Annotated in this window: 28 protein-coding genes and 1 pseudogene; 25 read left to right on the forward strand and 4 right to left on the reverse strand. The window is 61.1% G+C overall.

Annotated features, from left to right (window positions below; genetic code table 11):
* Positions 1 to 11 precede the first annotated feature (11 nt).
* On the reverse strand, positions 12 to 1,019 hold the full coding sequence (moaA, locus tag MUY21_RS12165; protein ID WP_248410623.1) for a GTP 3',8-cyclase MoaA: 1,008 nt from the start codon (positions 1,017 to 1,019) through the stop codon (positions 12 to 14).
* 94 nt (positions 1,020 to 1,113) lie between these two features.
* Between moaA and MUY21_RS12170 the strand changes: the two genes are divergently transcribed.
* The 5 genes and pseudogenes from MUY21_RS12170 to MUY21_RS12185 all read left to right on the forward strand — a co-directional run bounded on the left by MUY21_RS12170 (position 1,114) and on the right by MUY21_RS12185 (position 4,618).
* Positions 1,114 to 1,578, forward strand: a complete 465-nt coding sequence (locus MUY21_RS12170) for a D-galactarate dehydratase (RefSeq protein ID WP_248410624.1) — start codon at positions 1,114 to 1,116, stop codon at positions 1,576 to 1,578.
* Positions 1,579 to 1,661: 83 nt separating this feature from the next.
* Positions 1,662 to 2,810, forward strand: a pseudogene (locus tag MUY21_RS12175) (AMP-binding protein); the annotation flags it as partial.
* 54 nt (positions 2,811 to 2,864) lie between these two features.
* Positions 2,865 to 3,230, forward strand: coding sequence for a hypothetical protein (locus MUY21_RS16165; protein WP_348984597.1), 366 nt, complete (start codon positions 2,865 to 2,867; stop codon positions 3,228 to 3,230).
* A gap of 91 nt (positions 3,231 to 3,321) precedes the next feature.
* Positions 3,322 to 4,332: a hypothetical protein gene (locus MUY21_RS12180; protein WP_248410625.1), complete on the forward strand. Its 1,011-nt coding sequence runs from the start codon at positions 3,322 to 3,324 to the stop codon at positions 4,330 to 4,332.
* 85 nt (positions 4,333 to 4,417) lie between these two features.
* The gene (locus MUY21_RS12185; protein ID WP_248410626.1) at positions 4,418 to 4,618 is read left to right on the forward strand and encodes a hypothetical protein; all 201 of its coding nucleotides are present in this window, start codon (positions 4,418 to 4,420) and stop codon (positions 4,616 to 4,618) included.
* Here the strand turns inward: MUY21_RS12185 and MUY21_RS12190 are convergent.
* From MUY21_RS12190 to glmU, 3 genes are read right to left on the reverse strand one after another with little or no spacing between them, the layout of a single operon-like run.
* Positions 4,615 to 5,292, reverse strand: coding sequence for a DNA alkylation repair protein (locus MUY21_RS12190; protein ID WP_248410627.1), 678 nt, complete (start codon positions 5,290 to 5,292; stop codon positions 4,615 to 4,617). The genes MUY21_RS12185 and MUY21_RS12190 overlap by 4 nt on opposite strands.
* Positions 5,289 to 7,109: a glutamine--fructose-6-phosphate transaminase (isomerizing) gene (glmS, locus tag MUY21_RS12195; protein ID WP_248410628.1), complete on the reverse strand. Its 1,821-nt coding sequence runs from the start codon at positions 7,107 to 7,109 to the stop codon at positions 5,289 to 5,291. Before glmS ends, MUY21_RS12190 begins: the two co-directional genes overlap by 4 nt.
* A 2-nt stretch (positions 7,110 to 7,111) precedes the next feature.
* A complete protein-coding gene (gene glmU, locus MUY21_RS12200; protein ID WP_248410629.1) occupies positions 7,112 to 8,467 on the reverse strand; it encodes a bifunctional UDP-N-acetylglucosamine diphosphorylase/glucosamine-1-phosphate N-acetyltransferase GlmU in 1,356 nt (451 codons plus the stop codon).
* 130 nt (positions 8,468 to 8,597) lie between these two features.
* Between glmU and MUY21_RS12205 the strand changes: the two genes are divergently transcribed.
* The 20 genes from MUY21_RS12205 to MUY21_RS12300 all read left to right on the forward strand — a co-directional run bounded on the left by MUY21_RS12205 (position 8,598) and on the right by MUY21_RS12300 (position 26,764).
* The gene (locus MUY21_RS12205; protein WP_248410630.1) at positions 8,598 to 9,290 is read left to right on the forward strand and encodes an HAD-IA family hydrolase; all 693 of its coding nucleotides are present in this window, start codon (positions 8,598 to 8,600) and stop codon (positions 9,288 to 9,290) included.
* A 39-nt stretch (positions 9,291 to 9,329) separates the two neighbouring features.
* The gene (locus MUY21_RS12210) at positions 9,330 to 10,535 is read left to right on the forward strand and encodes an aminotransferase class I/II-fold pyridoxal phosphate-dependent enzyme (protein ID WP_248410631.1); all 1,206 of its coding nucleotides are present in this window, start codon (positions 9,330 to 9,332) and stop codon (positions 10,533 to 10,535) included.
* 186 nt (positions 10,536 to 10,721) lie between these two features.
* Positions 10,722 to 11,882: an isovaleryl-CoA dehydrogenase gene (locus MUY21_RS12215; protein WP_191285560.1), complete on the forward strand. Its 1,161-nt coding sequence runs from the start codon at positions 10,722 to 10,724 to the stop codon at positions 11,880 to 11,882.
* Positions 11,882 to 12,418 carry a lysozyme inhibitor LprI family protein gene (locus MUY21_RS12220; RefSeq protein ID WP_248410632.1) on the forward strand — a complete coding sequence of 179 codons (537 nt, stop codon included), beginning with the start codon at positions 11,882 to 11,884 and terminating at the stop codon, positions 12,416 to 12,418. The genes MUY21_RS12215 and MUY21_RS12220 overlap by 1 nt, the downstream gene beginning before the upstream one ends.
* 1 nt (position 12,419) lies before the next feature.
* Positions 12,420 to 14,024 carry a carboxyl transferase domain-containing protein gene (locus tag MUY21_RS12225; protein ID WP_248410633.1) on the forward strand — a complete coding sequence of 535 codons (1,605 nt, stop codon included), beginning with the start codon at positions 12,420 to 12,422 and terminating at the stop codon, positions 14,022 to 14,024.
* 94 nt (positions 14,025 to 14,118) lie between these two features.
* Entirely contained in the window at positions 14,119 to 16,062 is a 1,944-nt protein-coding gene (locus MUY21_RS12230) for an acetyl/propionyl/methylcrotonyl-CoA carboxylase subunit alpha (RefSeq protein WP_248410634.1), read from the forward strand.
* Positions 16,059 to 16,736 carry a glutathione S-transferase family protein gene (locus MUY21_RS12235; protein WP_248410635.1) on the forward strand — a complete coding sequence of 226 codons (678 nt, stop codon included), beginning with the start codon at positions 16,059 to 16,061 and terminating at the stop codon, positions 16,734 to 16,736. The genes MUY21_RS12230 and MUY21_RS12235 overlap by 4 nt, the downstream gene beginning before the upstream one ends.
* A gap of 5 nt (positions 16,737 to 16,741) precedes the next feature.
* A complete protein-coding gene (locus MUY21_RS12240; RefSeq protein WP_248410636.1) occupies positions 16,742 to 17,596 on the forward strand; it encodes a hydroxymethylglutaryl-CoA lyase in 855 nt (284 codons plus the stop codon).
* Positions 17,597 to 17,598: 2 nt separating this feature from the next.
* Complete coding sequence (locus tag MUY21_RS12245; protein ID WP_248410637.1) at positions 17,599 to 18,381, forward strand: crotonase/enoyl-CoA hydratase family protein; 783 nt, start codon at positions 17,599 to 17,601, stop codon at positions 18,379 to 18,381.
* Between the two features lie 16 nt (positions 18,382 to 18,397).
* Complete coding sequence (locus tag MUY21_RS12250; protein WP_248410638.1) at positions 18,398 to 18,763, forward strand: hypothetical protein; 366 nt, start codon at positions 18,398 to 18,400, stop codon at positions 18,761 to 18,763.
* Between the two features lie 300 nt (positions 18,764 to 19,063).
* Complete coding sequence (locus MUY21_RS12255; protein ID WP_091429417.1) at positions 19,064 to 19,429, forward strand: NADH-quinone oxidoreductase subunit A; 366 nt, start codon at positions 19,064 to 19,066, stop codon at positions 19,427 to 19,429.
* Positions 19,429 to 19,953: an NADH-quinone oxidoreductase subunit B gene (locus tag MUY21_RS12260; protein WP_248410746.1), complete on the forward strand. Its 525-nt coding sequence runs from the start codon at positions 19,429 to 19,431 to the stop codon at positions 19,951 to 19,953. Before MUY21_RS12255 ends, MUY21_RS12260 begins: the two co-directional genes overlap by 1 nt.
* Before the next feature lie 3 nt (positions 19,954 to 19,956).
* Positions 19,957 to 20,568, forward strand: a complete 612-nt coding sequence (locus MUY21_RS12265; RefSeq protein WP_248410639.1) for an NADH-quinone oxidoreductase subunit C — start codon at positions 19,957 to 19,959, stop codon at positions 20,566 to 20,568.
* 5 nt (positions 20,569 to 20,573) lie between these two features.
* Positions 20,574 to 21,413 carry a sulfotransferase gene (locus MUY21_RS12270; protein WP_248410640.1) on the forward strand — a complete coding sequence of 280 codons (840 nt, stop codon included), beginning with the start codon at positions 20,574 to 20,576 and terminating at the stop codon, positions 21,411 to 21,413.
* Complete coding sequence (locus MUY21_RS12275) at positions 21,413 to 22,633, forward strand: NADH-quinone oxidoreductase subunit D (RefSeq protein ID WP_248410747.1); 1,221 nt, start codon at positions 21,413 to 21,415, stop codon at positions 22,631 to 22,633. Before MUY21_RS12270 ends, MUY21_RS12275 begins: the two co-directional genes overlap by 1 nt.
* Positions 22,633 to 23,778 (forward strand): NADH-quinone oxidoreductase subunit E, encoded by a 1,146-nt coding sequence (locus MUY21_RS12280; protein ID WP_248410641.1) that lies wholly within the window; start codon positions 22,633 to 22,635, stop codon positions 23,776 to 23,778. Before MUY21_RS12275 ends, MUY21_RS12280 begins: the two co-directional genes overlap by 1 nt.
* Before the next feature lie 118 nt (positions 23,779 to 23,896).
* Positions 23,897 to 24,655, forward strand: coding sequence for an NADH:quinone oxidoreductase (locus MUY21_RS12285; RefSeq protein ID WP_248410642.1), 759 nt, complete (start codon positions 23,897 to 23,899; stop codon positions 24,653 to 24,655).
* Positions 24,656 to 24,658: 3 nt separating this feature from the next.
* Positions 24,659 to 24,895, forward strand: coding sequence for a DUF5337 domain-containing protein (locus tag MUY21_RS12290; protein ID WP_229836547.1), 237 nt, complete (start codon positions 24,659 to 24,661; stop codon positions 24,893 to 24,895).
* A gap of 6 nt (positions 24,896 to 24,901) precedes the next feature.
* A complete protein-coding gene (gene nuoF / locus MUY21_RS12295; protein ID WP_248410643.1) occupies positions 24,902 to 26,197 on the forward strand; it encodes an NADH-quinone oxidoreductase subunit NuoF in 1,296 nt (431 codons plus the stop codon).
* A 147-nt stretch (positions 26,198 to 26,344) separates the two neighbouring features.
* Positions 26,345 to 26,764: a DUF5333 family protein gene (locus tag MUY21_RS12300; RefSeq protein WP_248410644.1), complete on the forward strand. Its 420-nt coding sequence runs from the start codon at positions 26,345 to 26,347 to the stop codon at positions 26,762 to 26,764.
* Positions 26,765 to 26,809 lie beyond the last annotated feature (45 nt).

Consider the following 26,809-nt stretch of genomic DNA (forward strand, 5'->3'; position numbering starts at 1 on the left):
GCGCGTGGCGATCAGCCGCCCGTGTGGTTCATGTGCCGGATCGTCTGCCCCTGCACCCCTTGCCGGGAATAATCGAAATCATGGCCCTTGGGCTTGCGCCCGATGGCGGCATGGATGGCGTCAATCAGCACCGCATCGCTTTCCGAGGCGCGCAGGGGCGCGCGCAGGTCTGACATGCCGTCATGGCCAAGGCAGGTGTAAAGCTGGCCGGTGCAGCTCATCCGCACACGGTTGCAGCTTTCGCAGAAGTTATGGGTCAGCGGCGTGATTAGGCCGATTTTCTGTCCGGTTTCCTTGACCCGCAGGTAACGCGCCGGACCGCCCGTCGTCTCGTCCAGTTCGGTCAAGGTCAGACGTTCGGCCATTTGTGCGCGCAGGTCGGACAGGGGCCAGTATTGATCCAGCCGGTCTTCCTCGCCCATATCGCCCATGGGCATGACCTCGATGAAGGTCAGATCCAGGCCTTTTTGCGCACACCAGTCGACAAGATCGAATAACTCGCTGTCATTGAAGCCTTTCAGCGCGACGGCGTTGATCTTGACCTTCAGACCCGCCGCCAAGGCCGCGTCAATGCCGCGCATGACCTGCGGCAGGCGACCCCAACGCGTGATGCGCGCAAACTTGTCTGCGTCCAGCGTATCGAGCGAGATGTTCACCCGCCGCACCCCTGCCGCGTAAAGGTCATCGGCAAAGCGATGCAGTTGCGACCCGTTGGTGGTCAGCGTCAACTCGTCCAGCGCGCCGCTGTCCAGATGGCGACCCATGCCTTCGAAAAAGCCCATGATTCCCTTGCGCACCAGTGGTTCGCCCCCGGTGATGCGCAGCTTGCGCACGCCAAGGCCGATGAAGGCGGAACAGACGCGGTCCAGTTCCTCCAGCGTCAACAGGTCTTTCTTCGGCAGAAAGGTCATGTTCTCGGACATGCAATAGGTGCAGCGGAAATCGCACCGGTCCGTGACGGACAAACGCAGATAGGTGACAGACCGCTGGAACGGATCGACAAGACGAGAGGTGTTCATGGCCTGAACCTAAGCGCGGGCGAACCGGCGCGCAAGTCGCGGCAAGGTAAATTCTGCCGTTGAAACGGCGCAAGAATTGCGCCACGCTGCGGATATGAAACATATCATTCTGATGCCTGCGATTTGTCTGACCCTGGCCGGGTGTTCCGGCCTGGATATGAACAACATCATGCCCCGCCCACCGCATTTGCAAAGCCAGCCCAGCTATAATTCCGACCTGCCGCCACCGCCAGACGACGCGATCACGGTCGACGAGCTGGACACCGCCACGGACGAAGACCGGATGGCCGCCGCGACCACTGCACCGAATGTGGCCGCTGGATCATTGGGGGTCACCGTGGCCAGTCTGGGCGACCCCACATCGCCGGGGTTTTGGGTCGAAACGCCCCTGGTCTCGTCTGAAATGCAGGGCCGCGTGCAGTCGAAAGCGACGGGCCGGACGGTGAAAGTCACCTTGCGGCCCGCCACGGGTGGCGGCAGCCGCGTATCGCTGTCGACGCTTCAGTTGCTGGACCTCGACATCTCGGGCCTGCATGAACTGGTTGTCTTTGGCTCGTGACCCCATCGCCCCCGTCTGATGCGGACTGGCTGGCCCACGGACGGGCCCGCAAGCTGATCGCGCATTGGGGCGACTGGCAAGAGATGCGGGACAGGTTCGTCTGGGACATCCCCAAGGCATTCAACATCGCCGAACGCTGCTGTGACAGTTGGGCCGCGCTGGATCCAACCCGCGTTGCCCTGACCCATGTGGCGCCTGACGGCACCGCGCATGACTGGAGCTTCGGTGCGTTGAAAGACGCCTCGGACCGTCTGGCAACGGTGCTGCGTGCCCGCGGAGTACAGAAAGGCGACCGGATTGCGGTGCTGCTGGGGCAGGGGCCCGAGGTTCTGATCTCTCATTTCGCGGCCTACAAGCTGGGCGCGGTGGTGCTGCCCTTGTTCACCCTGTTCGGCGCGGATGCGCTGGCCTATCGTCTGTCCGACAGTGGCGCGCGGATCGTGGTCACAGAGGCTGACAGCCTGCCGAAGCTGGACGAGATTCGAAACGACCTGCCGGACTTGGCCGACGTTTTCACCACGACCCCGTCACCCGGTGCGCGTGATTTCTGGGCCGACATCGCGGTTGCCGACCCCTCCCCAGCCCCAGAGAACACTCTGGCCGAGGATCCGGCGGTGATGATCTATACTTCGGGCACCACCGGGCCGCCCTAGGGGGTGCTGCATGCACATCGGTTCCTGTTGGGTCATCTGCCCTGTGTCGAGACCTATAACGAGGATTTCCCCCAGACAGGCGACAAGGGGTGGACACCAGCGGACTGGGCTTGGATTGGCGGACTGATGGATCTGGCCCTGCCATTTCTGTATTTCGGCGTGCCCATCGTCAGCCACCGGATGCGCAAGTTCGACGCCGCTGCCGCCTATGCGCTGATAGCAGATCAGAATATCCGTAACCTGTTCCTGCCACCCACCGCGCTAAAACTCATGCGCCAGTCAGATGCGCCCCCGGCGGGTATTGATATTCGATCAATCGGGTCCGGCGGCGAAAGCCTTGGGGCCGGGCTTCTGGACTGGTCGCGTGATGTGCTGGGTGCCCCTGTGAACGAATTTTACGGCCAGACTGAATGCAATTTGGTTCTGTCCTCGGTGGCGGGTGCGATGGCGGTCAAACCGGGCAGTATGGGCCAGCCGGTTCCCGGTCATGACGTGGCCGTGATCGACGCGGATGGCACACCGTGCCCTCCCGGCAGGATGGGCGAAATTGCCGTGCGCGCGGGCGATCCGGTGATGTTCCTGCGCTACTGGAACCTGCCTGACAAGACCGCGGCAAAATTCGATGGCGACTGGATGCGTACCGGTGATCTGGCGATATGCGACGCAGATGGCTATTTCACCTTTGCCAGCCGGGACGACGACGTGATCACCTCGGCCGGCTATCGTATCGGGCCAAGCGAGGTCGAAAACTGCCTGCAAACCCATCCCGAAGTGGCCATGGCGGCGGTCATCGGCGTGCCCGACCCGGTGCGCACCGAAGCGGTGAAAGCCGTCGTCGTGTTGCGTGACGGGGCGGAACAGGCAGGTTTGGCCGACGCGCTGATCCAACTGGTGCGCGACCGGATCAGCCCTCACGTCGCCCCTCGCTATGTGGAGTTCGTCGCCGAACTGCCCATGACGGCGACCGGCAAGATCATGCGAAGGACGTTGCGGGAATGAACGACCTTGGACCCAAGAATCATCAGCCAACACATTTGAGTCGGCAAAGGTGCAAGACAACCGAAAGCATGCCAGAAACGGTCGGGGGGATATGAAAAAGGTAATATTTCACCTCGGAACCTACAAGACCGGAACGTCTTCGATCCAGAACCACCTGTTTGACCATCGCGCACAACTACTTGAGCGTGGTATCCTCTATCCGACCTCTGTGACGAGCGCTCAACGAAAGACCGGTCATCGCCATTCCGAGATGTTCTTGAATTTCCGATCTTTGAAAGACGACGCCACACCGCAGCGACTGATTGATGAGATCGAAGCCTCAAACGCCGATATCTTGATCCTGTCATCCGAAGTCTGGAGCTCACCTTTTTCGCTTCGACATTTGATGCGCGTGGTGAATGACCTCAAGGCAATGGGTTATGGTGACGCGCTTGGGGTCCTGTATCTGCGCAACATCGCTGATTATCGCGTCAGTTTCTATCGCGAGATGACGTGCAACCAACGAAACAAGCTTCCTTACAACACGTATATATCCGGGCGGCTCGGTCTTTTTGACTATCAGTTTCTCGTCCGATTCTACCGCGCGCTGTTTGGTGACAAGTTGCAGGTGTTGGCGCATGAAGGAACGGACAGCGTCCGCGCGTTCAGAGACATTGTTGGTGCGAGTTTGTTTGACGGCATTGCTTTGCCGGACAAACGCTTCAACACGAAATCCGTGGATGCCGTGGACGTCGAGATCTTTCGACTTCTGAACGCGGCCGGTATGAGTCACGATCTGGCTCAAAAGGTCCGCGACAGCCTGGCGCCCGCGCTTCAGACCACCGATGACTGGACAGAGCGGCAGACAGGTGACCACGAAATGATGCCCAGTGGTTACGCCACGGACCTTGCCGCGTTGATTGGGTGGCCCCTGCACAAGACCGAGCTGCTGTTACAGGACGCGCCCATACGTGGGATGCATGTTTCACATCTGAGCGATGCCATTCGCACGTCAATCAAAGAGTTAAAGGCTGAAATGAGGGGCGCGAAGGCAGATGAAGAACCGAAAGCGCCAAAGCGCGACCGACCATCAAAGCTGACGAGATGGTTCAAATGGACATGAGCGACAGGTCCTCTGAGGAAGACCATCGGACCGAGCAATCTGCCGCTCGAATGCCTGTGCCAGCCACTTCGGAAAGGGAAGAAGGATGAAAAAACTCTTGCGCACAGTCGGTCTGGTGGCCTTGGTTTTTGCGGTCGCCTCCGGGTTGGCCGAGCGGACGTTCTATGGCGGCTTGGATGACAGTGGCGTGCTTCAGGAAAGCTTCTTTCTGCCCTTGTCGGTGCTCCTGGGCATTGTCGGGTTGATCTGCCTTGTTCTGTCCTTCGTGCTGCGGGCGACCCGTTAGGCCAGGTATTTCCCCGCTTCTTTCCGGGCAAAGGCTTTCATCTTCTCGCCGTGTGCCTCAAGGAAAGCGTGGGTGCGGTCGGGGTCGTGTTTGGACAGATCGCGCAGCCACCACGCGATGGCTTTCTGGATGAACCACTCGGGATCCTCGACGTAACCCGCCGCCCAGCCAAGGACGCGGTCGCGCACCGCAAGTTCGTCCGGCTTCGGGTTGTTCTGTTTGGTCCAGGGCAGGGTGATGACCAGTGTGGCGCGGCGGGTCCACATATGGTCGGACCGGGTCCAGGCCTCGACCGTGTCGATGCGGGTCGGGTCGGCGAGCAGCCGCTTCTGTCCGGCCATGCAGGCATGATCGGCAATCGCCCAACTGTCGAAATCGGGCACCCAGCTCTGGATCAGTGTCCAGGCGGTGTCATCCGGGCGCAGGCGGGCTTGGGTCAGCAGCTTGGCGGCGGCGATGCGGGCTTCAAAAATGTCGGTCTGCCAGAGTTGATCGGCCAGCGTCACGCGCTCCTCAACCGACAGGCTCTGTCGCCAGGATTTCGTCAGATCATTCAGCGCCGGGTTCGGAATGCCCAACACCTCGCGCGTTTGCTTGTGATAGGCGGCCATGCCCTCGGCGCGGCCGTCTTCGGTGCAACCGCGCAGGGCAGAGAGTGCCTCGTCCAACGTCATTCGACCGTGACCGACTTGGCCAGGTTGCGCGGCTGGTCCACATCGGTGCCTTTGGCAATTGCCGTGTGATAGGCCAGCAGTTGCGCGGGGATGGCATAGAGGATCGGTTGCACCAGTTCCGGTGCTTCGGGCAGGGCCAGTGTCTGCCATACACCGTCGCCAGCTTCCTTGGCCGCGCGCGCGTCCGATACCAGCACGACACGCCCGCCGCGCGCCATGACCTCTTGCATGTTGGACACGGTCTTGTCGAACAGCCCGTCATGGGGGGCCATCACCACGGTTGGCGTGGCCTTGTCGACCAGCGCGATGGGGCCGTGCTTCAATTCACCTGACGCATAACCTTCGGCGTGTATATAGCTGATTTCTTTTAATTTAAGCGCGCCTTCCAGCGCCAGCGGGAACATCTGCCCACGGCCCAGAAACAGCACATCGCGTGCCTCAGCCAGCTTGGAAGCGATCTCTTTCGTGGCGGTGTCGATGGTCAACGCGTGGCTCATCAGGCCCGGCAATTGGCGCAGATCGGCCAGATGCGCGGCAAGTGCGCCGTCGTCCAGATGCCCGCGATCATGGGCGGCTTTCAGTGCCATGATGGCAAAGCAGGTCAACTGGCAGGTGAAGGCCTTGGTCGAGGCAACGGACACTTCCGGCCCGGCATGAATTTCCACCGCCACATCGCTTTCGCGCGCGATCGAGCTTTCGGGGACGTTGATCAGGCTGACGATCTTGTCGACCTTGCCCGCCGAGTAGCGCAGGGCCGCCAGCGTGTCGGCGGTTTCGCCCGACTGGCTGACGAAAACGCCAAGCGTTCTGGGAGCAAAGGGCGCTTCGCGATAGCGAAATTCCGACGCCACGTCGATGTCGACGGGCAGTCGGGCATAACGTTCGAACCAGTATTTCGCCACCAGCCCGGCATAATAGGCAGTGCCACAGGCCACGATGGACAGGCGGTCCACACCGGCAAAGTCGATGCCGCCCAGGTCCATGGCGATCTGATCGCCTTTGACATAGGCGTTCAGCACCTCGCCCACCACGGTGGGTTGCTGGGCGATTTCCTTTGCCATGTAATGCTTGTATCCGCCTTTCTCGATCCGGGCGGCGTCCAGCTGCACGCGCTTCATCGGTCTGTTGGCGCGACGACCTTCGGCGTCGAAAATCTCGGCGCCCGCGCGGGTGATCACGGCCCAGTCGCCTTCTTCAAGATAGGTGATCTTGTCGGTCATCGGGGCCAGGGCGATGGCATCGGAGCCGACGAACATCTCGCCATCCCCGTGCCCGATGGCCAGAGGGCTGCCCTTGCGGGCGGCGATCATCAGGTCGTCATCCCCATGAAACAGGAAACACAGCGCAAACGCGCCGTCCAGTTCGGCCAGCGTGGCGGCGACGGCGTCTTGCGGGGATTTGCCGCTTGCAACATGGCTCTGGGCCAGCAGGGCCACCGTTTCGGTATCGGTTTCCGTTGAGAATTCAATACCTTCTTCGGCGAGCTTCGTGCGCAATTCGCGGAAGTTCTCGATGATCCCGTTATGCACCACCGCGACCGGCCCCGCCTGATGCGGATGGGCGTTTTCCGTTGTGGGAGCGCCATGGGTGGCCCAGCGGGTGTGGCCTATGCCGGATTTGCCCGCCAGCGGGTTGTGCACAAGCAGGTCAGACAGGTTCACCAGTTTGCCGACCGCGCGGCGGCGGTCCAGCTGACCCGCATCGTTGATGGTCGCAATCCCTGCGCTGTCATATCCGCGATATTCCAGCCGCTTCAGCGCCTCGACCAGAATGGGCGCGGCTTCGTGATTGCCCAGAACGCCTACGATGCCACACATGATCAGGATCCTTCCTGGCGCTTGGCCTTGGCGGCCTTGAGTTTTGAAAACAGTTTGACGGCAAGGCCGGGTTTGACCTCCATCTTGGCGCGGCCCACGGCCATGGCACCTGCAGGCACGTCTTTGGTGACGACCGTGCCGGTCGCGGTCATGGCCTCGTCCCCGACGGAAACAGGCGCGACAAGGCAAGTGTTCGAGCCGATGAAACTGCGCGCGCCGATGTCCGTATGGTGCTTGGACACCCCGTCGTAGTTGCAGGTGATGGTGCCCGCACCGATATTGGCATGTTCGCCCACGCGCGCGTCGCCCACATAAGACAGGTGGTTGACCTTCGCGCCATCTTCGATCTGGGCGTTCTTGATTTCCACGAAATTCCCGACCCGCGCGTCATTGGCCAGTTCGGCACCGGGGCGCAGACGGGCATAGGGGCCAACGATACAACCGCGCGAAACATGGCAGCCTTCCAGATGCGAAAACGCCCGGATGCGCGCCCCGCTTTCCACCGTGACGCCGGGACCAAAGACCACGTTGGGTTCGATCAACGTGTCGCGGCCAATGACGGTGTCATGAGCGAAATAGACCGTGTCGCGGGCAATCAGCGTGACGCCATCATCCAGAGCAGCGTCGCGGGCGCGGGCCTGAAACACCTCCTCCGCTGCAGCCAGTTCGGCGCGCGAATTGATGCCGAGGGTCTCGGCTTCGTCGCAGGTGACGACCGTCGCTGTCAGGCCTTTGGAACGGGCGACCGCGACGATGTCGGTCAGATAGTATTCACCCGATGCATTGTCATTTCCAACCGCGTCCAGCAGGTCGAACAGGCGCGTGGCGTCTGCCGCGATAACGCCGCTGTTGCAAAGGGTTATGGCGCGTTCTTCATCCGATGCGTCCTTGTATTCCACGATCCGGTCCAGCGCATTCCCTTTAACCACCAGCCGACCATAACGGCCGGGGTCTGCGGCCTCGAACCCCAGCACGACCACATCGGCGCCTTGCGCCCGTGCGGCGGCCATCGCGTCCAAAGTCTCGGGGCGGATGAAGGGCGTGTCGCCGTAAAGCACAATGGCATCGCCGTCGAACCCGTCCAACTCGGCCCGTGCCTGTTGAACCGCGTGACCGGTGCCCAACTGTTCTTCCTGCACGGCGATGGATATCTCGGGGTCGATGTCCTTAGCCGCAGCCTCGACCATCTCGGCGCCGTGACCCACAACCAGCACCGCGCGATCCGGCAACAAAGCCGCCCCCGATGCCAACGCATGGGCAAACAGCGGAGCGCCTGCAATCTCGTGCATCACTTTGGGCAGGTCGGAATTCATCCGTGTTCCCTTGCCAGCGGCAAGGACAATCAGGGCGGTCGCCATGTCTATCTGCTCTTTCAATTTCTTTTCGCCCGTTTTACCCCTTGGGGCGCGGCTCGCAAGCGAAAGCTGTTCAATTAACCTTACGCGAGGTTACAGGCTTTGCGTGGGAAATCCAAAGGCAGAAAGCGACATGACACAGAACGCAGCGCCGGGGCGGCGCACGGTGATTTTCGATCTGGACGGCACCTTGGCGGATACGTCAGCCGACTTGATCGCGGCTGCGAACGCCTGTTTCACCGCGTTGGGACATGGCGAGGTGCTGGATGCGGGCGCTGACCAACTGACCGCCTTTCACGGTGGCCGCGCGATGCTGCGCCTGGGGTTTTCGCGGGTCAATGGCGGAACGGTCAGCGAGGCGGACGTGGAGCGCGAATTTCCCAACCTGCTGATCGCCTACGAGGATGATATCGACCGGCACACCCGCTTGTATCCGGGCGCGTTGGAGGCGGTGGCCCGGCTGCATACGGCGGGTTACGCGGTGGGCATCTGCACCAACAAGCCCGAGGGGCTGGCGCGGCTTTTGCTGACGCGATTGGGCATTCTGGACCGTTTCACCTCGTTGATCGGGGCGGATACATTGCCGACACGCAAACCCGACCCGGCACCCTTCATCGCGGCTGCGCTGGGGGCGGGGGGCGACCCGGCCCGCGCGCTTTTGGTGGGCGATACGGAAACCGACCGTAAGACCGCGCGCGCCGCTGGCGTGCCGTGCATCCTTGTGGGTTTTGGACCGGAAGGCCCGGGGGTGGCGCGGTTGGACCCCGAAGCGATGCTGGATCATTTCGATGATCTGGACCGGGTTGTTGCTGACCTGATCGGGTGATCCGTTGACGCCGCGCCCAAGCCAGCGCAGGCTCGGACCATGACCGAGCGATTCACCGGCAATTTCACGCAGCAGGAGCCCATCCCGGACGAGGGGATCGCCGCCGCCCTGAACGTGCTGCGGCACGGGCGTTTGCATCGCTATAACGTGGCCGAGGGCGAGGTGTCACAAACCGCGCTGCTGGAGCAGGAATTTGCCGCACTGATGGGGGCGAAATACGCGCTGGCGGTGGCGTCGGGCGGCTATGCGATAGCCACTGCACTTCGCGCGGTGGGGGTCGAGCCGGGCGACCGCGTTCTGACCAACGCCTTCACCCTGGCACCGGTGCCGGGGGCGATTGCCTCGGTCGGGGCTGCGCCGGTGTTCGTTGGCGTAACCGAGGCGCTGACCATTGATCTGGACGATCTGATGGCCAAGGTTTCAGAACCGGATGCGCCCAAAGTGCTACTGCTCAGCCATATGCGCGGTCATATCTGCGATATGGACAGGTTGATGGCGATCACGGATGCGGCAGGGATCACGGTGATCGAGGATTGCGCGCATACGATGGGCGCGCGGTGGAATGGCACCCTGTCAGGGCGGCACGGCGCGATGGCGGCTTATTCAACCCAGACCTACAAGCACGCAAATTCGGGCGAGGGGGGGCTTCTGATCTCGGACGATCCCGACCTGATGGCGCGGGCGGTTGTGCTGTCGGGCAGCTATATGCTGTTTGACCGGCATCTGGCAGGACCACCACCCGAGGCGTTTGAACGGGTCAAATATTTGACCCCCAACATCTCGGGCCGGATGGACAATCTGCGGGCGGCGATCCTGCGGCCGCAACTGGCGAAACTGGCTGAGAACTGCGCTGCGTGGAACGCGCGTTATTGCGTGGTTGAAGAGGGGTTGCGCGAGACGCCCGGTCTGACGGTTGTCGAACGCCCCGCGAAAGAAGAGTATGTCATGTCATCCTTCCAATTTCTGCTTCTGGATTGGGCCGAGGAGGATGTGCTGAACGTGGTGCGCCGCTGTGCGGATCGGGGCGTGGAGTTGAAGTGGTTTGGTGGCGCAGAACCTCAGGGTTTCACCAGCCGCTATGACAGTTGGCGCTATGTCGATGCACCTGCGATGCCCGCGACGGATCGCGTGTTGCAGGGAATCCTTGACCTGCGCCTGCCGCTAACCTTCAGTCTGGACGATTGTGCCCTGATCGCCCGGATCATCCGGGATGTCATTTTGAAGCTGTATCAACAGGTGGCGTAGGGGCCTTGCCCCTCTGCGCGGACGCGCATTCACCCCAGGATATTTTGGGCCAGAAGAAGCCGGGCGCATGACGTCGTGACGCTGCGTGAGTTTGGGTGCGTATTGACCCGAATCGGAGCATTTGCGATTAACTGAACAAGCGTTCAATAACGGCGGCGGGCGGGCCGGCCAAACGGAGGATTTCGGATGTTCAACCACAGCATGAATTTTGATCTTGGCGAGGACGTCAATGCACTGCGCGAGATGGTACATCGGTTCGCGCAGGACCGCATCAAGCCCATCGCGGCCGAGGTGGATCAGAAGAACGAATTTCCCAACGAGCTGTGGCGCGAGTTTGGCGAACTTGGACTGCTGGGCGTAACCACTCCCGAAGAATATGGCGGCGCGGGCATGTCCTATCTGGCGCATGTGGTGATCGTGGAAGAGATCGCGCGGGCGTCGGCCTCGGTCTCGCTGTCCTACGGCGCGCATTCGAACCTTTGTGTGAACCAGATCCGCCGCAACGCCACGGAAGAGCAGAAGCAGAAGTATCTGCCCAAGCTGATTTCCGGCGAACATATCGGTGCCTTGGCCATGTCCGAGGCCGGCGCCGGGTCCGATGTCGTTTCGATGAAGCTGCGGGCTGAGAAGCGCAATGGGTACTACGTGTTGAACGGCACCAAGTTCTGGATCACCAACGGCCCGGATGCGGATACACTGGTCGTTTATGCCAAGACCGATCCCGAGGCAGGCCCCAAGGGCATCACCACCTTCATCATCGAGAAGGATATGAAGGGGTTCTCGACCAGCCCCCATTTCGACAAGCTCGGGATGCGCGGGTCGAACACCGCCGAACTGATCTTCGAAGACGTCGAAGTGCCGTTCGAAAACGTGTTGGGCCAAGAAGGCAAGGGCGTCGCCGTTCTGATGTCGGGGCTGGACTACGAACGCGTCGTGTTGTCGGGCATCGGCACCGGCATCATGGCCGCCTGTATGGACGAGATCATGCCGTATATGAAAGAGCGCAAGCAGTTTGGCCGCCCGATTGGCGATTTCCAACTGATGCAGGCGAAGATCGCGGATATGTACACCGCGATGAACTCGGCCCGCGCCTATGTGTACGAGGTCGCCAAGGCCTGTGACCGGGGCGAGGTGACCCGGCAGGATGCCGCCGCCTGTGTGCTTTATGCCTCGGAAGAAGCCATGAAACAGGCCCATCAGGCGGTGCAGGCGATGGGCGGTTCGGGATACATGAACGAAACACCCGTCAGCCGCATTTTCCGTGACGCCAAGCTGATGGAGATCGGCGCTGGCACCTCGGAAATCCGCCGTATGCTGATCGGGCGTGAGTTGATGGGGGCGCAGTGATGAGCATTCGGGGCGCACTCTTCGCTTTGTTGGTGGTTTTGGCACCTCCGGCCACGGCGCAGGACATGACCTACAGTTTCCACCCCACCACCGATTGTCTGTCCGCGATTGGGGAAGACGGCGACCCAATGCGCTGCGTTGGATCGGCGGCAAACTATTGCATGGAGGCGACCGAGGGCGGGTCAAGTACGGCCGGCATGTCGTCCTGCCTTGGGTTGGAATACGAAGACTGGGATCGCCGCATGAACCGCGCCTATGGTCTGTTGATGACCCGGTTGAAGGCCGAGGATGAAGAAATGGCGACGCTGGGCTCTGCGGCACCCAGGCAGGCACCCGCGCTTCTGGACATGCAGCGTGCGTGGATCACGTTCCGTGACGCGTCTTGCGACTATGAACGCACGAAATGGGGTGGCGGCACGGGCGGTGGCCCTGCGTCCATCGCCTGCATGCTGCAACTGACCGCCCGTCAGTCACTTGTGCTGGAGGCCGACCTGAACCGGTATGGCGACACGATCTGCAACCACGAAGGATGCTGAGATGAAACTGACTTCCCAAGCCACGCCCGGTTCCGAGGCGTATAAAGCCAACCGTGAGGGCCATCTTGAGGCGCTGAAAGTTGTGCAGGAGGCCGCCGAAGCCGCGATGATGGGCGGCGGGCAGAAATCGCGCGAGCGTCACCTGAGCCGGGGCAAGATGCTGCCGCGCGACCGGGTGTCGAACCTGCTGGACCCCGGCTCGCCGTTTCTTGAGGTCGGCGCGACAGCGGCGCATGGCATGTATGATGGTGCAGCCCCGGCGGCAGGCGTGATTGCCGGTATCGGTCAGGTGCACGGGCAAGAGATCATGGTCGTCTGCAATGACGCCACCGTCAAAGGCGGCACCTATTACCCGATGACCGTGAAGAAGCACCTGCGCGCGCAGGAGATTGCCGAGGAATGCAATCTGCCCTGCATCTATCTGGTGGATAGTGGCGGGGCCAACTTGCCCAACCAGGACGAGGTGTTCCCGGATCGTGACCACTTTGGCCGCATCTTCTACAATCAGGCGCGGATGAGCGCCAAGGGCATCCCGCAGATCGCCGTCGTTATGGGATCGTGCACAGCAGGTGGCGCCTACGTGCCGGCCATGTCGGACGTGACCATCATCGTGAAAGAACAAGGCACGATCTTCCTTGCCGGACCCCCCTTGGTGAAGGCCGCAACCGGCGAAGTTGTATCAGCCGAAGACCTTGGCGGCGGAGACGTGCATACGCGCCTCTCGGGCGTGGCAGATTACCTGGCCGAGGATGACGCTCACGCGCTGGCGCTGGCGCGACGCGCGGTGGAAAGCCTGAACCGTGAAAAGCCTGCGACGGTTAAGTGGCAGGAACCGGAAGACCCCGCCTATGATCCCGAGGAATTGTTGGGCGTTGTGCCTGCCGACCTCAAGACGCCTTATGACATCCGCGAAGTGATCATGCGCATCGTGGACGGCTCGCGCTTTGATGAGTTCAAACCGCGCTTTGGCGAAACGCTGGTCACGGGTTTTGCGCATCTGAAAGGTTGCCCCATCGGGATCATCGCCAACAACGGTGTGATTTTCTCGGAAGCCGCCCAGAAAGGCGCGCATTTCGTCGAACTGTGCAGCCAGCGCAACATCCCCTTGGTGTTCCTGCAAAACATCACCGGCTTCATGGTGGGCCGGAAGTACGAGAATGAAGGCATCGCACGCCACGGCGCCAAGATGGTGACGGCTGTGGCCACCACCAACGTGCCGAAGGTGACGATGGTTGTGGGCGGCTCTTACGGGGCCGGGAACTACGGCATGGCCGGTCGCGCCTATCAACCGCGCTTCATGTGGTCCTGGCCCAATTCGCGCATTTCGGTCATGGGCGGCGAACAGGCCGCCGGTGTGCTGGCGACCGTGAAACGTGACGCCATCGAACGGCAAGGTGGGGAATGGTCAGCCGAGGAAGAAGCCGCCTTCAAGCAACCCACCATTGATATGTTTGAGGAACAGAGCCATCCGCTCTACGCCTCGGCGCGTCTGTGGGATGATGGCGTGATCGACCCGCGCAAATCGCGCGAGGTGCTCTATCTGTCGCTGCTCGCTGCCCTGAATGCCCCGATCGAGCCGACGAAATTCGGCGTCTTTCGTATGTAATCACCCCCACGTCCTTCTTCTGGCTTGATATATCCTTGGGGGTCCGGGGGCAGACAGCCCCCGGTTCCGCCGCCCGAAAAAAAGGAACAGACCTATGTTCACGAAAATCCTGATTGCCAACCGCGGCGAAATTGCCTGCCGTGTGATCGACACGGCCCGCAAACTGGGGGTCGCCACCGTCGCGGTCTACTCTGACGCTGACGCCGCTGCGCGTCATGTGAAAATGGCGGATGAAGCCGTGCATATCGGCCCGCCGCAACCCGCCCAATCCTATCTGAAAGGCGACGTGATCATTCAGGCGGCGCTGGACACGGGGGCGCAGGCCATTCATCCGGGCTATGGTTTTCTGTCGGAAAACCCCGATTTCGTGGACGCGGTGGAAAAGGCCGGGCTGACCTTCATCGGCCCCTCGGCAGAGGCCATCCGCGCAATGGGGCTGAAAGACGCGGCCAAAAAGCTGATGGAGGAGGCCGGCGTGCCGGTCGTCCCTGGCTATCACGGGGACAATCAGGACGCGGCATTTCTGGCTGAACAGGCAGAACAGATCGGCTATCCCGTCCTGATCAAGGCCGTCGCGGGCGGCGGCGGCAAGGGGATGCGCCGCGTCGATGACCCCAAGGATTTCGCCGACGCTCTGGCCAGCGCACAGGGCGAGGCGCAGACCGCGTTCGGCAACCCCGATGTGCTGATCGAGAAATATGTCCTTAGCCCCCGCCATATCGAAGTGCAGGTGTTTGGCGACGGCACGAAAGCGGTGCACCTGTTTGAACGCGACTGCTCGCTGCAACGCCGCCACCAGAAGGTGATTGAGGAAGCGCCAGCCCCCGGCATGACAGCCGAGGTCCGCGAAGCGATGGGGCAGGCCGGCGTACGCGCCGCCGAAGCCATCGGCTACAAGGGCGCGGGCACGGTGGAGTTCATCGTGGACGGCTCGGACGGGCTGCGCACCGACGGGTTCTGGTTCATGGAAATGAACACACGCCTGCAGGTTGAACATCCCGTCACCGAAGCCATCACCGGCGTCGATCTGGTCGAATGGCAGTTGCGCGTGGCCTCAGGCGAGGGTCTGCCCAAACAACAGGACGAGTTGACCATCAACGGCCATTCGTTCGAGGCACGGCTTTATGCTGAAGACGTGCCAAAGGGCTTCCTGCCTGCCACCGGCACGCTGACCCACCTGAAATTCCCCGAAGGTGCGCGGGCCGACACCGGCGTGCGGGCGGGCGACACGATCAGCCCGTTCTATGATCCTATGATCGCCAAGATCACCGTCCATGCGGGATCGCGCGCGGCCGCCTTGCGTCAGTTGTCCTCGGCGCTGACCCATACCGAGGTTGCGGGGTCCGTGACCAACCTCGCCTTCCTTGGCGCGCTGACGCGGCACGACGGGTTCGCGGCAGGCGATGTGGACACCGGCCTGATCGAACGCGACCTTGCCGCGCTGACGGCAGACCCCGGCCCGAGCATGGCGGATGTGGGGGCAGCGGCGCTGTGTGCGCTGGGGCTTTTGAAACGCGAAGGCTCGGGCTTCACGTTGTGGGGCGGGCTGAACCATTTTGTCACGCTCACCCATGGCGATGACATCTACGAGGTCGTCGTGACCTCTTACGGCGCGGATCGGCACGTGATCACCATTGGCGAGGACAGCATCGAAGCCACCTGCATCCACGGCCAATGGAAAATGGGCGGCGACCGTGGCCCGCGCGTGACCAAGGCGGGCAATGTGGTGACCGTCTTTGCCCAATCGGGGCTGGAGTTCCACGTCGCTGACCCCTTGGATCAGGATGCGGGCGCGGGCGCAGGGGCGGGCGTGGTCGAGGCGCCGATGCCGGGTCTGGTCAAGGCCGTCTTTGCCAAGTCCGGGCAAGAGGTCAAGCAGGGCGACCGGCTTGCCGTATTGGAAGCGATGAAAATGGAACACAGCCTGACCGCTGCGCGGGACGGCGTCGTGGCCGAAGTGCTCTGCGCCGAGGGCGATCAGGTGGAAGCGGGTGCCCCCCTCGTGCGGCTTGAAGAAGAGGAAGAGATAAGCGCATGACCTTTCGCCTGCATCACGTGCAATATGCCCGCTCGATCCGTGTGCTGTGGCTAATCGAGGAAATCGGGCTTGAGGACAAGCTGGGCCGCACACTTGAGGTGGTGGAATACCGGATCGGCTCGAAACAGATGTACGAGGGTGACTTGCCCAAAATCTCGACCGCGTCGCGGGTGCCGGCCTTGGAAATCGGCACCAAGCGGATCAGCGAAAGCGGCGCCATCGTGCAGTTTCTGATCGAGGAGTTTGCCCCCGAACTGGGTGTGAACCCCGGCGAAGCGGAACGGACCGATTATCTGCAATGGATCCACTACTCGGAAACCATGGCCAGCCTGATCGAGCAATTGAACCTGCAAATGGTCTTCCTGCGCCCGCCTGCCAAACCCAGCCCCATCGTCATCAAGCTGAACGTGGCGCGGCTCCGTCATACGCTTGTGGGGCTCGAGGCGCGGCTGGAAGGGCGCGACTGGCTGCTGGACCGTGGTTTTTCCGGTGCCGATATCATGCTGGGCTTCAACCTGTTTGCCGCGCCTTACTATGTAAAACTGGACGAGTTTCCCAATATTCTGGCCTATAAGGCACGGATCGAGGCAATGCCGTCCTATCAGCGCGTGGTTGAACGCGAGGGCGAACAACGTTTCTATGACCGGGATTTCTATCCGGTGCCGGAGGAGTAACCGCCATGGAGCATGTCGAGATATTCGAGGTCGGCCCGCGCGACGGGTTACAGAACGAAAAGCGCCAGATCCCGACCGAGGACAAGATCGCGCTGGTTGATGTTCTGTCCGGTGCAGGCTTCAAACGGATCGAGGTCGCCAGTTTTGTCAGCCCGAAATGGGTGCCGCAGATGGCGGATTCAGCGGATGTGCTGGCGGGCATCACGCGGGTGAAGGACGTGTCCTATGCGGCCCTGACACCAAACCTGCGGGGCTTTGAAGGCGCGATGGCGGCCAAGGCGGACGAGATCGCGATATTCGGCTCGGCATCGGAAGGGTTTTCCAAGGCCAATATCAACTGCACCATCGCTGAAAGCCTTGAGCGGTTCCAGCCCGTGGCGGATGCGGCAAACGAAGCCGGGATCATGATGCGCGGCTATATCTCCTGCGTGACGGATTGCCCGTTTGACGGCCCGACCCCGCCCGACAAGGTGGCGTGGGTGGCCGAGCAGTTGATCGCGATGGGCTGCTATGAAATCTCGCTGGGCGACACGATCGGGCAGGCGACACCGGAAACCATCGACGCGATGCTGGACGCGGTGCTGGGCGTGGCGGGGCCGGATATGTTCGCGGGCCACTACCACGACACGGCGGGCCGGGCCTGCGACAATATCGAGGCGTCCTTGAAAAAGGGGCTGCGTGTGTTTGACGCCGCTGTGGGTGGTCTGGGCGGTTGCCCCTATGCCCCCGGCGCGCAGGGCAATGTGGCCACCGAGGCGGTGCATGACCGCGTGACGGCGCTGGGCTATGCAACCGGGCTGGATCGCGACATTCTGGAAAAGGCCGCCGATATGGCGCGGCGGATGCGGGCAGGGGAGTGAACATGGCTTACGAAACCATCTCGATTTCGACGGACCAACGCGGCGTGGCCACCCTGCTTCTGGACCGCGCCGACAAGCACAACGCCATGTCTGCCAAGATGATCGAGGAACTGACCCACGCGGCCCACGCGCTGGGAGGCGATGACGGTGTTCGCGTCGTGATCCTGACCGGCGCGGGCAAAAGTTTCTGTGCCGGTGGTGATCTGCGATGGATGCAGGACCAGATGGCGGCGGACGCTGTGACGCGCGGTGTCGAGGCCAAGAAATTGGCGATGATGTTGAATGCATTGAATGAAATGCCGAAACCTCTGATTGCCCGTGTGCAGGGGCAGGCGTTTGGCGGGGGTGTCGGGATGGCGTCCGTTTCCGACGTGTCCATCGGTGTGACGGGGGCAAAATTCGGCCTGACCGAGACCCGTCTGGGCCTGATCCCGGCCACCATCGGCCCCTATGTGCTGGCCCGTCTGGGCGAGGCGATGGCGCGGCGCGTGTTCATGTCGGCGCGCATCTTTGACGCGGACGAAGCGGTGACGCTGGGCCTTCTGGCCAAAGCCGTTGCGCCCGAGGATCTGGACGCCGCCGTGGAAGCCGAGGTGAAACCGTACCTTTCCGTGGCCCCCGGCGCGGTGGCCGAGGCCAAGGCACTGGCCCGCCGTCTGGGTCCGCCGATCACCGAGGCGATCATCGACGAGACCATCGCCGGTCTGGTCGCCCGCTGGGAAAGCGCCGAGGCGCAGGAGGGCATCGCAGCCTTCTTCGACAAGCGCAAACCAAGCTGGGCGTAACGCGAGGCGGTTCGTCGTGGTCCTGGCCGGATATATCTATGTCGCGCTGATTGTCGTGCTCATGCTGTTTCAGGCCTGCATGGCGGCTGGCGCGCCGTGGGGGCATCTGGCAAATGGTGGCAAGTGGCCCGGTCGGCTGCCGGTCTTCATGCGGTTTGCGGCCGTGGGGCAGGGGGCGATCCTTGGTCTGATGGGGTGGGCGATGGCCGCGCGGGCCGGTCTGGTCACCGCGCTGCCCGTCTGGACCTTCTGGGCGGCCTTTGCGGTGACGGTGTTGACCTGTGTGGCGAACCTTGCCACCCCGTCGCGGCCCGAGCGGATGCTCTGGGGCCCGGTGACGGTTGTGCTGACCTTGTGCGGGCTGCGACTTGCCTGGGGTTAGCTCAACAGTTTTGCAAGCAGGTGAGTCTCTTTTCCCAACCCGGTTCAGCCCGCCATTTGCTGCGCGACGGCGAAACTTGCTGGAATTTTGGTTAACAGGTGACGAATTTCTGCACGCGCAAAATGCTTAACCTGTGCCCGAACCCCTTGCAAACAACGGTATACTGAAAGGCCAGCCCTGGGTTTTGCGCTCGCATTCATAAACTCGAATGCGATATGCACTCGGTTGACCCTGCCCCCCCCTGACGGTAAACCGCAATGAGCTAGCGACAGGCGGGTAAACCGTTCAAAGGAGCCACACGTGGAAGACCTTCTCAGAGAATATCTCCCCATCATCATTTTCCTCGGATTAGCGATTGTTATCGGTCTTGTTCTGATCCTTGCCGCCGTTGTGTTGGCGGTCCGCAATCCCGATCCCGAAAAACTCAGCGCCTATGAATGTGGCTTCAACGCCTTTGACGATGCGCGGATGAAGTTCGACGTCCGGTTCTATCTGGTGTCGATCCTGTTCATCATTTTCGACCTCGAAATCGCCTTCCTGTTCCCGTGGGCCGTGGCCTTCAAGGATGTTGGCATGGTCGGATTCTGGTCGATGATGGTGTTCCTGGCCGTTCTGACGATCGGCTTTGCCTATGAGTGGAAGAAAGGGGCGCTGGAATGGGAGTGATGACTGGGACCAACACGGCACAAGGCGACCGCGAGCATGGCACGCGCCTTTTGAACGATCAGCTGGCCGACAAGGGTTTTCTGCTGACCACCACCGATGACATCATCAACTGGGCGCGCACCGGCAGCTTGCACTGGATGACCTTCGGTCTGGCCTGCTGCGCGGTCGAGATGATGCACGCATCCATGCCGCGTTATGACCTTGAGCGTTATGGCGTTGCGCCGCGCGCCTCCCCACGTCAGTCGGACGTGATGATCGTGGCGGGCACGCTGACCAACAAGATGGCACCGGCCTTGCGCAAGGTTTACGACCAGATGCCCGATCCGCGCTATGTGATCTCGATGGGGTCTTGTGCGAATGGCGGCGGCTATTACCACTACTCCTATTCCGTGGTGCGCGGCTGTGACCGGATCGTGCCCGTGGACATTTACGTGCCCGGCTGCCCCCCGACCGCCGAGGCGCTGGTCTATGGCATCCTGCAACTGCAACGCAAAATCCGCCGGACCGGCACGATTGTGAGGTAAGCGATGAGTGACGCCCTGAAAGAACTTGGCGCCCTGCTGGAAGCCAAACGCCCCGATTGCGTGCTGGGCTGGGACATCGCCTTTGGCGAGTTGACCGTCACCGTGCCGCTGTCGGCCATTCCGTCTTTCATCGAGTTTCTGAAGACCGACACCGCCTGCAAATTCTCGACGCTGGTGGACATCACCGCTGTGGATTACCCGTCGCGCGAAGAACGCTTCGACGTGGTTTATCACTTCCTGTCGATGTACACGAACCTGCGCATCCGTGTGAAAGTCGCGATCCGCGAAGACGACATGGTGCCGTCGATCACCGAGGTTCACCCCTCGGCTGGTTGGTTCGAACGCGAAGTGTTCGATATGTTCGGCATCCTGTTTTCGGGTCACCCGGATCTGCGCCGGATCCTGACCGACTACGGTTTCCGCGGTCATCCGCTGCGCAAGGATTTCCCGACCACGGGTTATACCGAAGTGCGCTATGACGAGGTCGAGAAACGCGTGGTCTATGAACCCGTGTCGCTGACCCAAGAATATCGCCAATTCGACTTCATGTCGCCGTGGGAAGGGGCCAATTACATCCTGCCCGGCGATGAAAAATCTGACGAGGCCAAGGGCTGAACCAGATGACCGCGCAAACCTTCATATTCTGCCTTGGGGCAACGAAGGCTGGCACAAGCTGGTTGTTTGACTATTTGTCGAAGCACCGGGAGTGTCATTTGCCGGCGATGAAGGAATTGCATTACTTCGACGCTTTGGAGCATGGGACCGGCGATTTCTACCGAAAGCAGGCGCAAGCGCGGCTTGAGGCCGCCCGTAAAGACAAGCCGACCGCATGGCAGAAACGTCTGATCGCTGATCTGGAACGCTGGCTGGCGGTGTTTGATGGCAAGACGCGAGATGACGCGGCTTATATGCGCTATGTGCAGGACGGCGGCGCCAAGGCCCGCGTGATTGGCGACTTCACCCCGGCCTATGGCTTGCTGAAAGAAAAATCTCTGAAAACCATGGCGGCGCTGACCGACAAGGTGCGGTTTGTCTATCTGATGCGCGATCCGGTGGATCGGATCTGGTCAAACATCCGCATGATGGCCGGCGTTGACGGGGCGGCACTGGATGCGAAGGTTGATGGCGTGCTGAACGGCACGGCAGAGAATATCCTTGATCGCTCGAACTATCGCCGCACGCTGAACCGGCTGACCCGCGCGATCCCGCGCGAGGCGCTGCATATCGAATTTTACGAACGGCTGTTCACGCCCGCCGCGATCGAACGACTGTGCGCGTTTCTGGGGATCACCCCCCAACCCGCCGCGTTTGACCGCGTTGTGCATCAAAGTGTGGCCGCCGACCTGCCCATGGGCCAACGCGCCCAGCTTCAGGCAGCCCTTAAACCGCAATACAATTTCGTCGAGAAGTTCATGGGTGAGCTTCCGCCGGAATGGACCCAGAAGATGGTGAGCGCATGATGGACGGATCCAAGGATTTCAACGACGCCCTGACCGGCGAACAGAAGATCCGCAACTTCAACATCAACTTCGGCCCGCAACACCCGGCCGCCCACGGCGTGCTGCGCATGGTGTTGGAGCTGGACGGCGAGATTGTCGAACGTGCTGACCCGCATATCGGCCTGTTGCACCGTGGCACCGAAAAGCTGATGGAAAGCCGCACATACCTGCAAAACCTGCCGTATTTCGACCGTCTGGACTATGTGGCCCCGATGAACCAGGAACATGCCTGGTGTCTGGCGATTGAAAAGCTGTGTGGCGTCGAGGTTCCGCGTCGCGGTTCGCTGATCCGCGTGCTGTTTTCGGAAATCGGCCGCATTCTGAACCACCTACTGAACATCACCACGCAGGCGATGGATGTGGGCGCCCTGACCCCACCGCTCTGGGGCTTCGAAGAGCGTGAGAAGCTGATGATCTTCTATGAACGCGCTTGCGGTGCGCGTCTGCACGCCAACTATTTCCGCCCCGGCGGTGTCCATCAGGACCTGCCGCCAGAACTGATCGACGATATCGAGACATGGGCGAATGAATTCCCGGCCAAGATCGACGACATTGACGGGCTCTTGACCGAAAACCGCATCTTCAAACAGCGCAACGCCGATATCGGCATCGTGACTGAAGAAGACATCCTGAACTGGGGCTTTTCGGGCGTGATGGTGCGCGGGTCGGGCTTGGCCTGGGACCTGCGCCGCGCGCAACCTTACGAATGCTATGACGAGTTCGAGTTCCAGATCCCCGTCGGCAAAAACGGCGATTGCTATGACCGCTATCTTGTCCGCATGGAAGAGATGCGCCAATCGCTGAAGATCATGCACCAGGCAATCGAGAAGCTGCGCGCGCCGGACGGGCAGGGCGACGTGATGGCACGTGGCAAGCTGTCGCCGCCGCCACGGGGCGAGATGAAACGCTCGATGGAAGCGCTGATCCACCACTTCAAGCTTTACACCGAAGGTTTCAAGGTGCCGGCAGGCGAGGTTTACGCCGCCGTGGAAGCGCCCAAGGGCGAATTCGGCGTCTATTTGGTGGCAGACGGGAGCAACCGCCCCTATCGCGCCAAAATCCGCGCGCCGGGATACCTGCACCTGCAAGCTATGGACCACGTGGCCGGTGGCCACCAACTGGCCGACGTCGCCGCTATCATCGGCACCATGGACGTCGTGTTTGGGGAGATCGACCGCTAATGCTTCGCCGTTTGCATCATGAACAACCCGAGAGTTTTGCCTTCACCCCCGCCAACCAGGCTTGGGCCGAAGCGCAAATCACGAAATATCCCGAGGGGCGTCAGGCCTCGGCTGTGATCCCGCTTTTGTGGCGGGCGCAGGAACAGGAAGGCTGGCTGACCAAGCCAGCGATCGAGCATGTGGCGGATATGCTGGGTATGGCCGATATTCGCGTGCTGGAAGTTGCGTCGTTTTACTTCATGTTCCAGCTGCAACCTGTTGGTTCTGTTGCGCATATTCAGATTTGTGGCACCACGTCCTGCATGATTTGCGGCGCGGAAGACCTGATCGCGGTGTGCCGAGAGAAGATTGCCGACAAGCCGCATGTCGTGTCGACCGATGGCAAGTTCAGCTGGGAAGAGGTTGAATGCCTGGGGGCCTGCACCAACGCGCCCATGGCCCAGATCGGCAAGGATTATTACGAAGATCTGACGGCGGAAAGCCTTGGCAAACTGCTGGATGATCTGGCCGCTGGCAAAGTGCCGGTGCCGGGTCCGAAAAACGGGCGCTATGCGTCCGAGCCGCTGGGCGGGCTGACCTCGCTGACCGAATATGAAAGCGGCAAGACGCAGTATAACGCAAGCGTCCAACTGGCGACCGATCTTGGTGACACGATCAAGCGAATTGACGGCACCGAAGTGCCCCTGCTGACGCCGTGGCTTGGCAAGAACGCCACCAGCGGCAAGGCGCAACCACCGAAGCCCGCTGTGGACCCCAAGCCTGCGAACAAGCAAAAACCTGTGCGCAAGGTGCCCGAGGATGACAGCAAGAAAATTGCCAAGCCCCCGGTCAAACCGGCAGCCGAACCGGTTGCCCCTGAGAACACCAAGAAACCCCGCACCATGAAGGCCCCCCGCAAGTCGGGCGCGGACGACCTGAAACTGCTGAAAGGCGTTGGCCCCAAGCTGGAAGGTGTCCTGAACGGGCTTGGCTTCTGGCATTTCGACCAGATCGCCAAATGGAGTGCGGAAGAGATTGCCTGGGTTGACGATCAACTGTCCTTCAAGGGCCGGATTGAGCGCGACGGCTGGGTCGAGCAAGCCAAAATCCTTGCAGAAGGCGGTGACACCGCGTTTTCGCGCAAGAACAAGAAGGGCGAGGTCTGACTGGAACCAGGTATGTTGACGGGTCGAATGGAACATAAGCGTCTGACAAGGCAGAAAAATGCCAACGCATCCGTGCGACCTGTTTTTGTGTCCACCATCAACAACAGGGATAGGGACAATGACTAAAGATACCGGGTTTTTCACCTGCAAGAATATTTGCTGGATCATCGGCACCTTGTTTGGTTTTGCGCTGTTTCTGATGATCTCGGGCATCATCGGCCTGATCATCGGGATCGCCGTGGCCATTGGCTTGGCGATTTTCTTGCAGAAAGTCTTTTGCAGTGATGTGACCAGCACTGCGGTCGGAGAGATCGCACAGGCAGGCGATGATGCCACGTCGGATGAGCGCGGATCGGACGAGGTTGCGGCCTCGGCGGCCAGCATTCCGGCTGCGGCGATGGATGGTGCACCCGTCCCGGTCGAGGCCGCGGCCGCTCCTCAGGCCCCCGCCGAGAAGACGGACGCCAAGCCTGCTGCGAAAAAGCCGGCTGCAAAAAAGACAGTCTCGGATACACCAGTGGCCAAGAAAGCCACGCCGAAAGGCTCTGCCGCCAAAGCAGCCAAACCGGCCGCAGCCGCACCGACCGGCCAGCCCAACAAGCCACACACCATGGACGCACCGCGCGCCTCGGGCGCCGATGATCTGAAGCAACTCAAAGGCGTCGGTCCGAAGCTGGAGCAAACGTTGAATGAGCTTGGCTTCTGGCATTTCGATCAGATCGCCAAATGGGGCCCGGACGAGATCGCCTGGGTTGACGACAACCTGAGCTTCAAAGGCCGGATCGAACGGGACGGTTGGGTGGAACAAGCCAAGACCCTGGCCGAAGGCGGGGAAACCGCGTTCTCGAAGAAGGTCAAGAAGGGCGATGTTTATTAAAGGATGACACAGATCATGCACACCGATCCGAAAAACAGCTTACAGCGGGAAGGGCGCCTGGCAGGTCTTGTCATCGCCTTCACCGGTGCGCTGTGGGTCGGTGGCACCTGGGCGGGAAACCACTTCGGTTGGTCGCAATCAATCAGGGGTTTGTTGGACTTGTGCGCTTTGGCCGGGTTCGTGTTTGGCCTGGTGGTAACGTATCGGATCTGGCGCAAGCGCCGGGCGGATGAAGGATAAGAACGAATGCTGCAGGATAAAGACCGGATCTTTACCAACCTTTATGGCATGCACGACCGCACCCTTGCGGGTGCCAAACAGCGTGGCCATTGGGATGGCACCGCCGGGATCATCAAGAAAGGGCGCGAGTGGATCATCGAGCAGATGAAAGCCTCGGGCCTGCGGGGTCGTGGTGGTGCGGGCTTCCCGACCGGTCTGAAATGGTCGTTCATGCCCAAGGAAAGCGACGGTCGTCCGGCTTATCTGGTGATCAATGCGGACGAATCCGAACCCGGCACCTGTAAAGACCGCGAGATCATGCGCCATGATCCGCACACGCTGATCGAGGGCGCGCTGATCGCGTCTTTCGCGATGAACGCCAACACCTGCTATATCTATTTGCGCGGCGAATATATCCGCGAACGCGAGGCGCTTCAGGCCGCGATTGACGAATGCTATGGTGCGGGGCTTCTGGGCAAAAACGCGGCAAAGTCCGGCTGGGATTTCGACCTGTTCCTGCATCACGGGGCGGGCGCATATATCTGTGGCGAAGAAACCGCTTTGCTGGAAAGCCTTGAGGGCAAGAAAGGCATGCCACGCATGAAGCCGCCGTTCCCGGCGGGCGCGGGCCTGTATGGCTGCCCGACCACAGTGAACAACGTGGAAAGCATCGCCGTCGTGCCGACCATTCTGCGCCGCGGGCCGGAATGGTTTGCAGGCTTTGGGCGTCCGAACAACTCCGGCACCAAGCTGTTTGGCATCTCGGGCCATGTGAACAACCCCTGCGTTGTCGAAGAGGCGATGTCGATTTCCTTTGAGGAACTGATCGACAAGCACTGCGGCGGCATTCGCGGTGGCTGGGACAACCTGAAAGCCGTGATCCCCGGCGGCTCGTCGGTGCCGTGCGTGCGCGGTGAAAACATGCGCGACGCGATCATGGATTTCGACTATCTGCGCGGCGAGCTTGGCTCGGGTCTTGGCACCGCTGCGGTGATTGTCATGGACAAGCAGACCGACATCATCAAGGCGATCTGGCGTCTGGCGAAATTCTATAAGCACGAAAGCTGTGGTCAGTGCACGCCGTGCCGGGAAGGCACCGGCTGGATGATGCGCGTGATGGATCGCCTGATGCGCGGCGAAGCCGAGGTCGAGGAAATCGACATGCTGTGGGACGTGACCAAACAGGTCGAAGGTCACACGATCTGCGCCCTTGGCGACGCGGCCGCCTGGCCGATCCAGGGTCTGATCCGCAACTTCCGCGACGAAATCGAGGATCGCATCCGTGTGAACAAACAGGGTAAGGCCAGCATCGCGGCAGAATGATACCGGCCCGTGGCGAGCAAAGGAAATGATGATGAACATGCAAATCAACATACTGAAAACAGGCGGTTTTCCGTCCGTCTTCGCGTGTTGTTATTGCATGACAACACCCGCGCTCCCCATCTCCTTTTCAAGAAAAGGAGATATGGAATGATGAAACTTCGCCCCTTTGTGCTTGCCTCGGTCCTTGCCGCAACTGCGACGGCCGGATCAGCCTCGGCCACCGATTATTCGGTGTTACGTAAAGACGACCGGATGCATGCCGAATTGTTGAGTGCGTCGATCGCCTATTTGATCGACGAGAACTGCCCGACCCTGCGGTTGCGCAAGCTGCGCCTGCTGAACAAGGCGTTTTCGCTGCGCAGACACGCTGTGTCACTGGGGTTCACGACGAAAGAAGTCATGGCCTATGTGGACAGCAAGGCCGAACAGGACCGGTTTCGCGCCATTGCCGAGCCCATGCTGGCCAAGCGTGGCGCAAAGGAAGGCGACGAAGAAAGCTATTGCGTCATCGGGCGCGAAGAAATGGAAAAAGGCACCTTTACAGGGTCATTGCTGACCAAACGCTAGGGGCTGACAGGTGCGGAGACGGGGAAAACCCCGCTTCGCGAATTG

The organism is Aliiroseovarius sp. S2029, from assembly GCF_023195575.1.
Taxonomy (GTDB): domain Bacteria; phylum Pseudomonadota; class Alphaproteobacteria; order Rhodobacterales; family Rhodobacteraceae; genus Aliiroseovarius; species Aliiroseovarius zhejiangensis.

Bases quoted from the DNA above. Each gene is read 5' to 3' on its own strand.
- nuoF (WP_248410643.1), top strand. From the start codon at position 24,902: ATGCTGCAGGATAAAGACCGGATCTTTACCAACCTTTATGGCATGCAC.
- MUY21_RS12290 (WP_229836547.1), top strand. From the start codon at position 24,659: ATGACACAGATCATGCACACCGATCCGAAAAACAGCTTACAGCGGGAA.
- MUY21_RS12275 (WP_248410747.1), top strand. From the start codon at position 21,413: ATGGACGGATCCAAGGATTTCAACGACGCCCTGACCGGCGAACAGAAG.
- MUY21_RS12245 (WP_248410637.1), top strand. From the start codon at position 17,599: ATGGCTTACGAAACCATCTCGATTTCGACGGACCAACGCGGCGTGGCC.
- MUY21_RS12215 (WP_191285560.1), top strand. From the start codon at position 10,722: ATGTTCAACCACAGCATGAATTTTGATCTTGGCGAGGACGTCAATGCA.
- MUY21_RS12235 (WP_248410635.1), top strand. From the start codon at position 16,059: ATGACCTTTCGCCTGCATCACGTGCAATATGCCCGCTCGATCCGTGTG.
- moaA (WP_248410623.1), bottom strand. From the start codon at position 1,019: ATGAACACCTCTCGTCTTGTCGATCCGTTCCAGCGGTCTGTCACCTAT.
- MUY21_RS12260 (WP_248410746.1), top strand. From the start codon at position 19,429: ATGACTGGGACCAACACGGCACAAGGCGACCGCGAGCATGGCACGCGC.
- glmS (WP_248410628.1), bottom strand. From the start codon at position 7,109: ATGTGTGGCATCGTAGGCGTTCTGGGCAATCACGAAGCCGCGCCCATT.
- MUY21_RS12210 (WP_248410631.1), top strand. From the start codon at position 9,330: ATGACCGAGCGATTCACCGGCAATTTCACGCAGCAGGAGCCCATCCCG.
- MUY21_RS12185 (WP_248410626.1), top strand. From the start codon at position 4,418: ATGAAAAAACTCTTGCGCACAGTCGGTCTGGTGGCCTTGGTTTTTGCG.
- MUY21_RS12190 (WP_248410627.1), bottom strand. From the start codon at position 5,292: ATGACGTTGGACGAGGCACTCTCTGCCCTGCGCGGTTGCACCGAAGAC.
- MUY21_RS12265 (WP_248410639.1), top strand. From the start codon at position 19,957: ATGAGTGACGCCCTGAAAGAACTTGGCGCCCTGCTGGAAGCCAAACGC.
- glmU (WP_248410629.1), bottom strand. From the start codon at position 8,467: ATGGCGACCGCCCTGATTGTCCTTGCCGCTGGCAAGGGAACACGGATG.
- MUY21_RS12230 (WP_248410634.1), top strand. From the start codon at position 14,119: ATGTTCACGAAAATCCTGATTGCCAACCGCGGCGAAATTGCCTGCCGT.
- MUY21_RS12240 (WP_248410636.1), top strand. From the start codon at position 16,742: ATGGAGCATGTCGAGATATTCGAGGTCGGCCCGCGCGACGGGTTACAG.
- MUY21_RS16165 (WP_348984597.1), top strand. From the start codon at position 2,865: ATGCGTACCGGTGATCTGGCGATATGCGACGCAGATGGCTATTTCACC.
- MUY21_RS12225 (WP_248410633.1), top strand. From the start codon at position 12,420: ATGAAACTGACTTCCCAAGCCACGCCCGGTTCCGAGGCGTATAAAGCC.
- MUY21_RS12220 (WP_248410632.1), top strand. From the start codon at position 11,882: ATGAGCATTCGGGGCGCACTCTTCGCTTTGTTGGTGGTTTTGGCACCT.
- MUY21_RS12270 (WP_248410640.1), top strand. From the start codon at position 20,574: ATGACCGCGCAAACCTTCATATTCTGCCTTGGGGCAACGAAGGCTGGC.
- MUY21_RS12170 (WP_248410624.1), top strand. From the start codon at position 1,114: ATGAAACATATCATTCTGATGCCTGCGATTTGTCTGACCCTGGCCGGG.
- MUY21_RS12180 (WP_248410625.1), top strand. From the start codon at position 3,322: ATGAAAAAGGTAATATTTCACCTCGGAACCTACAAGACCGGAACGTCT.
- MUY21_RS12205 (WP_248410630.1), top strand. From the start codon at position 8,598: ATGACACAGAACGCAGCGCCGGGGCGGCGCACGGTGATTTTCGATCTG.
- MUY21_RS12280 (WP_248410641.1), top strand. From the start codon at position 22,633: ATGCTTCGCCGTTTGCATCATGAACAACCCGAGAGTTTTGCCTTCACC.
- MUY21_RS12285 (WP_248410642.1), top strand. From the start codon at position 23,897: ATGACTAAAGATACCGGGTTTTTCACCTGCAAGAATATTTGCTGGATC.
- MUY21_RS12300 (WP_248410644.1), top strand. From the start codon at position 26,345: ATGATGAAACTTCGCCCCTTTGTGCTTGCCTCGGTCCTTGCCGCAACT.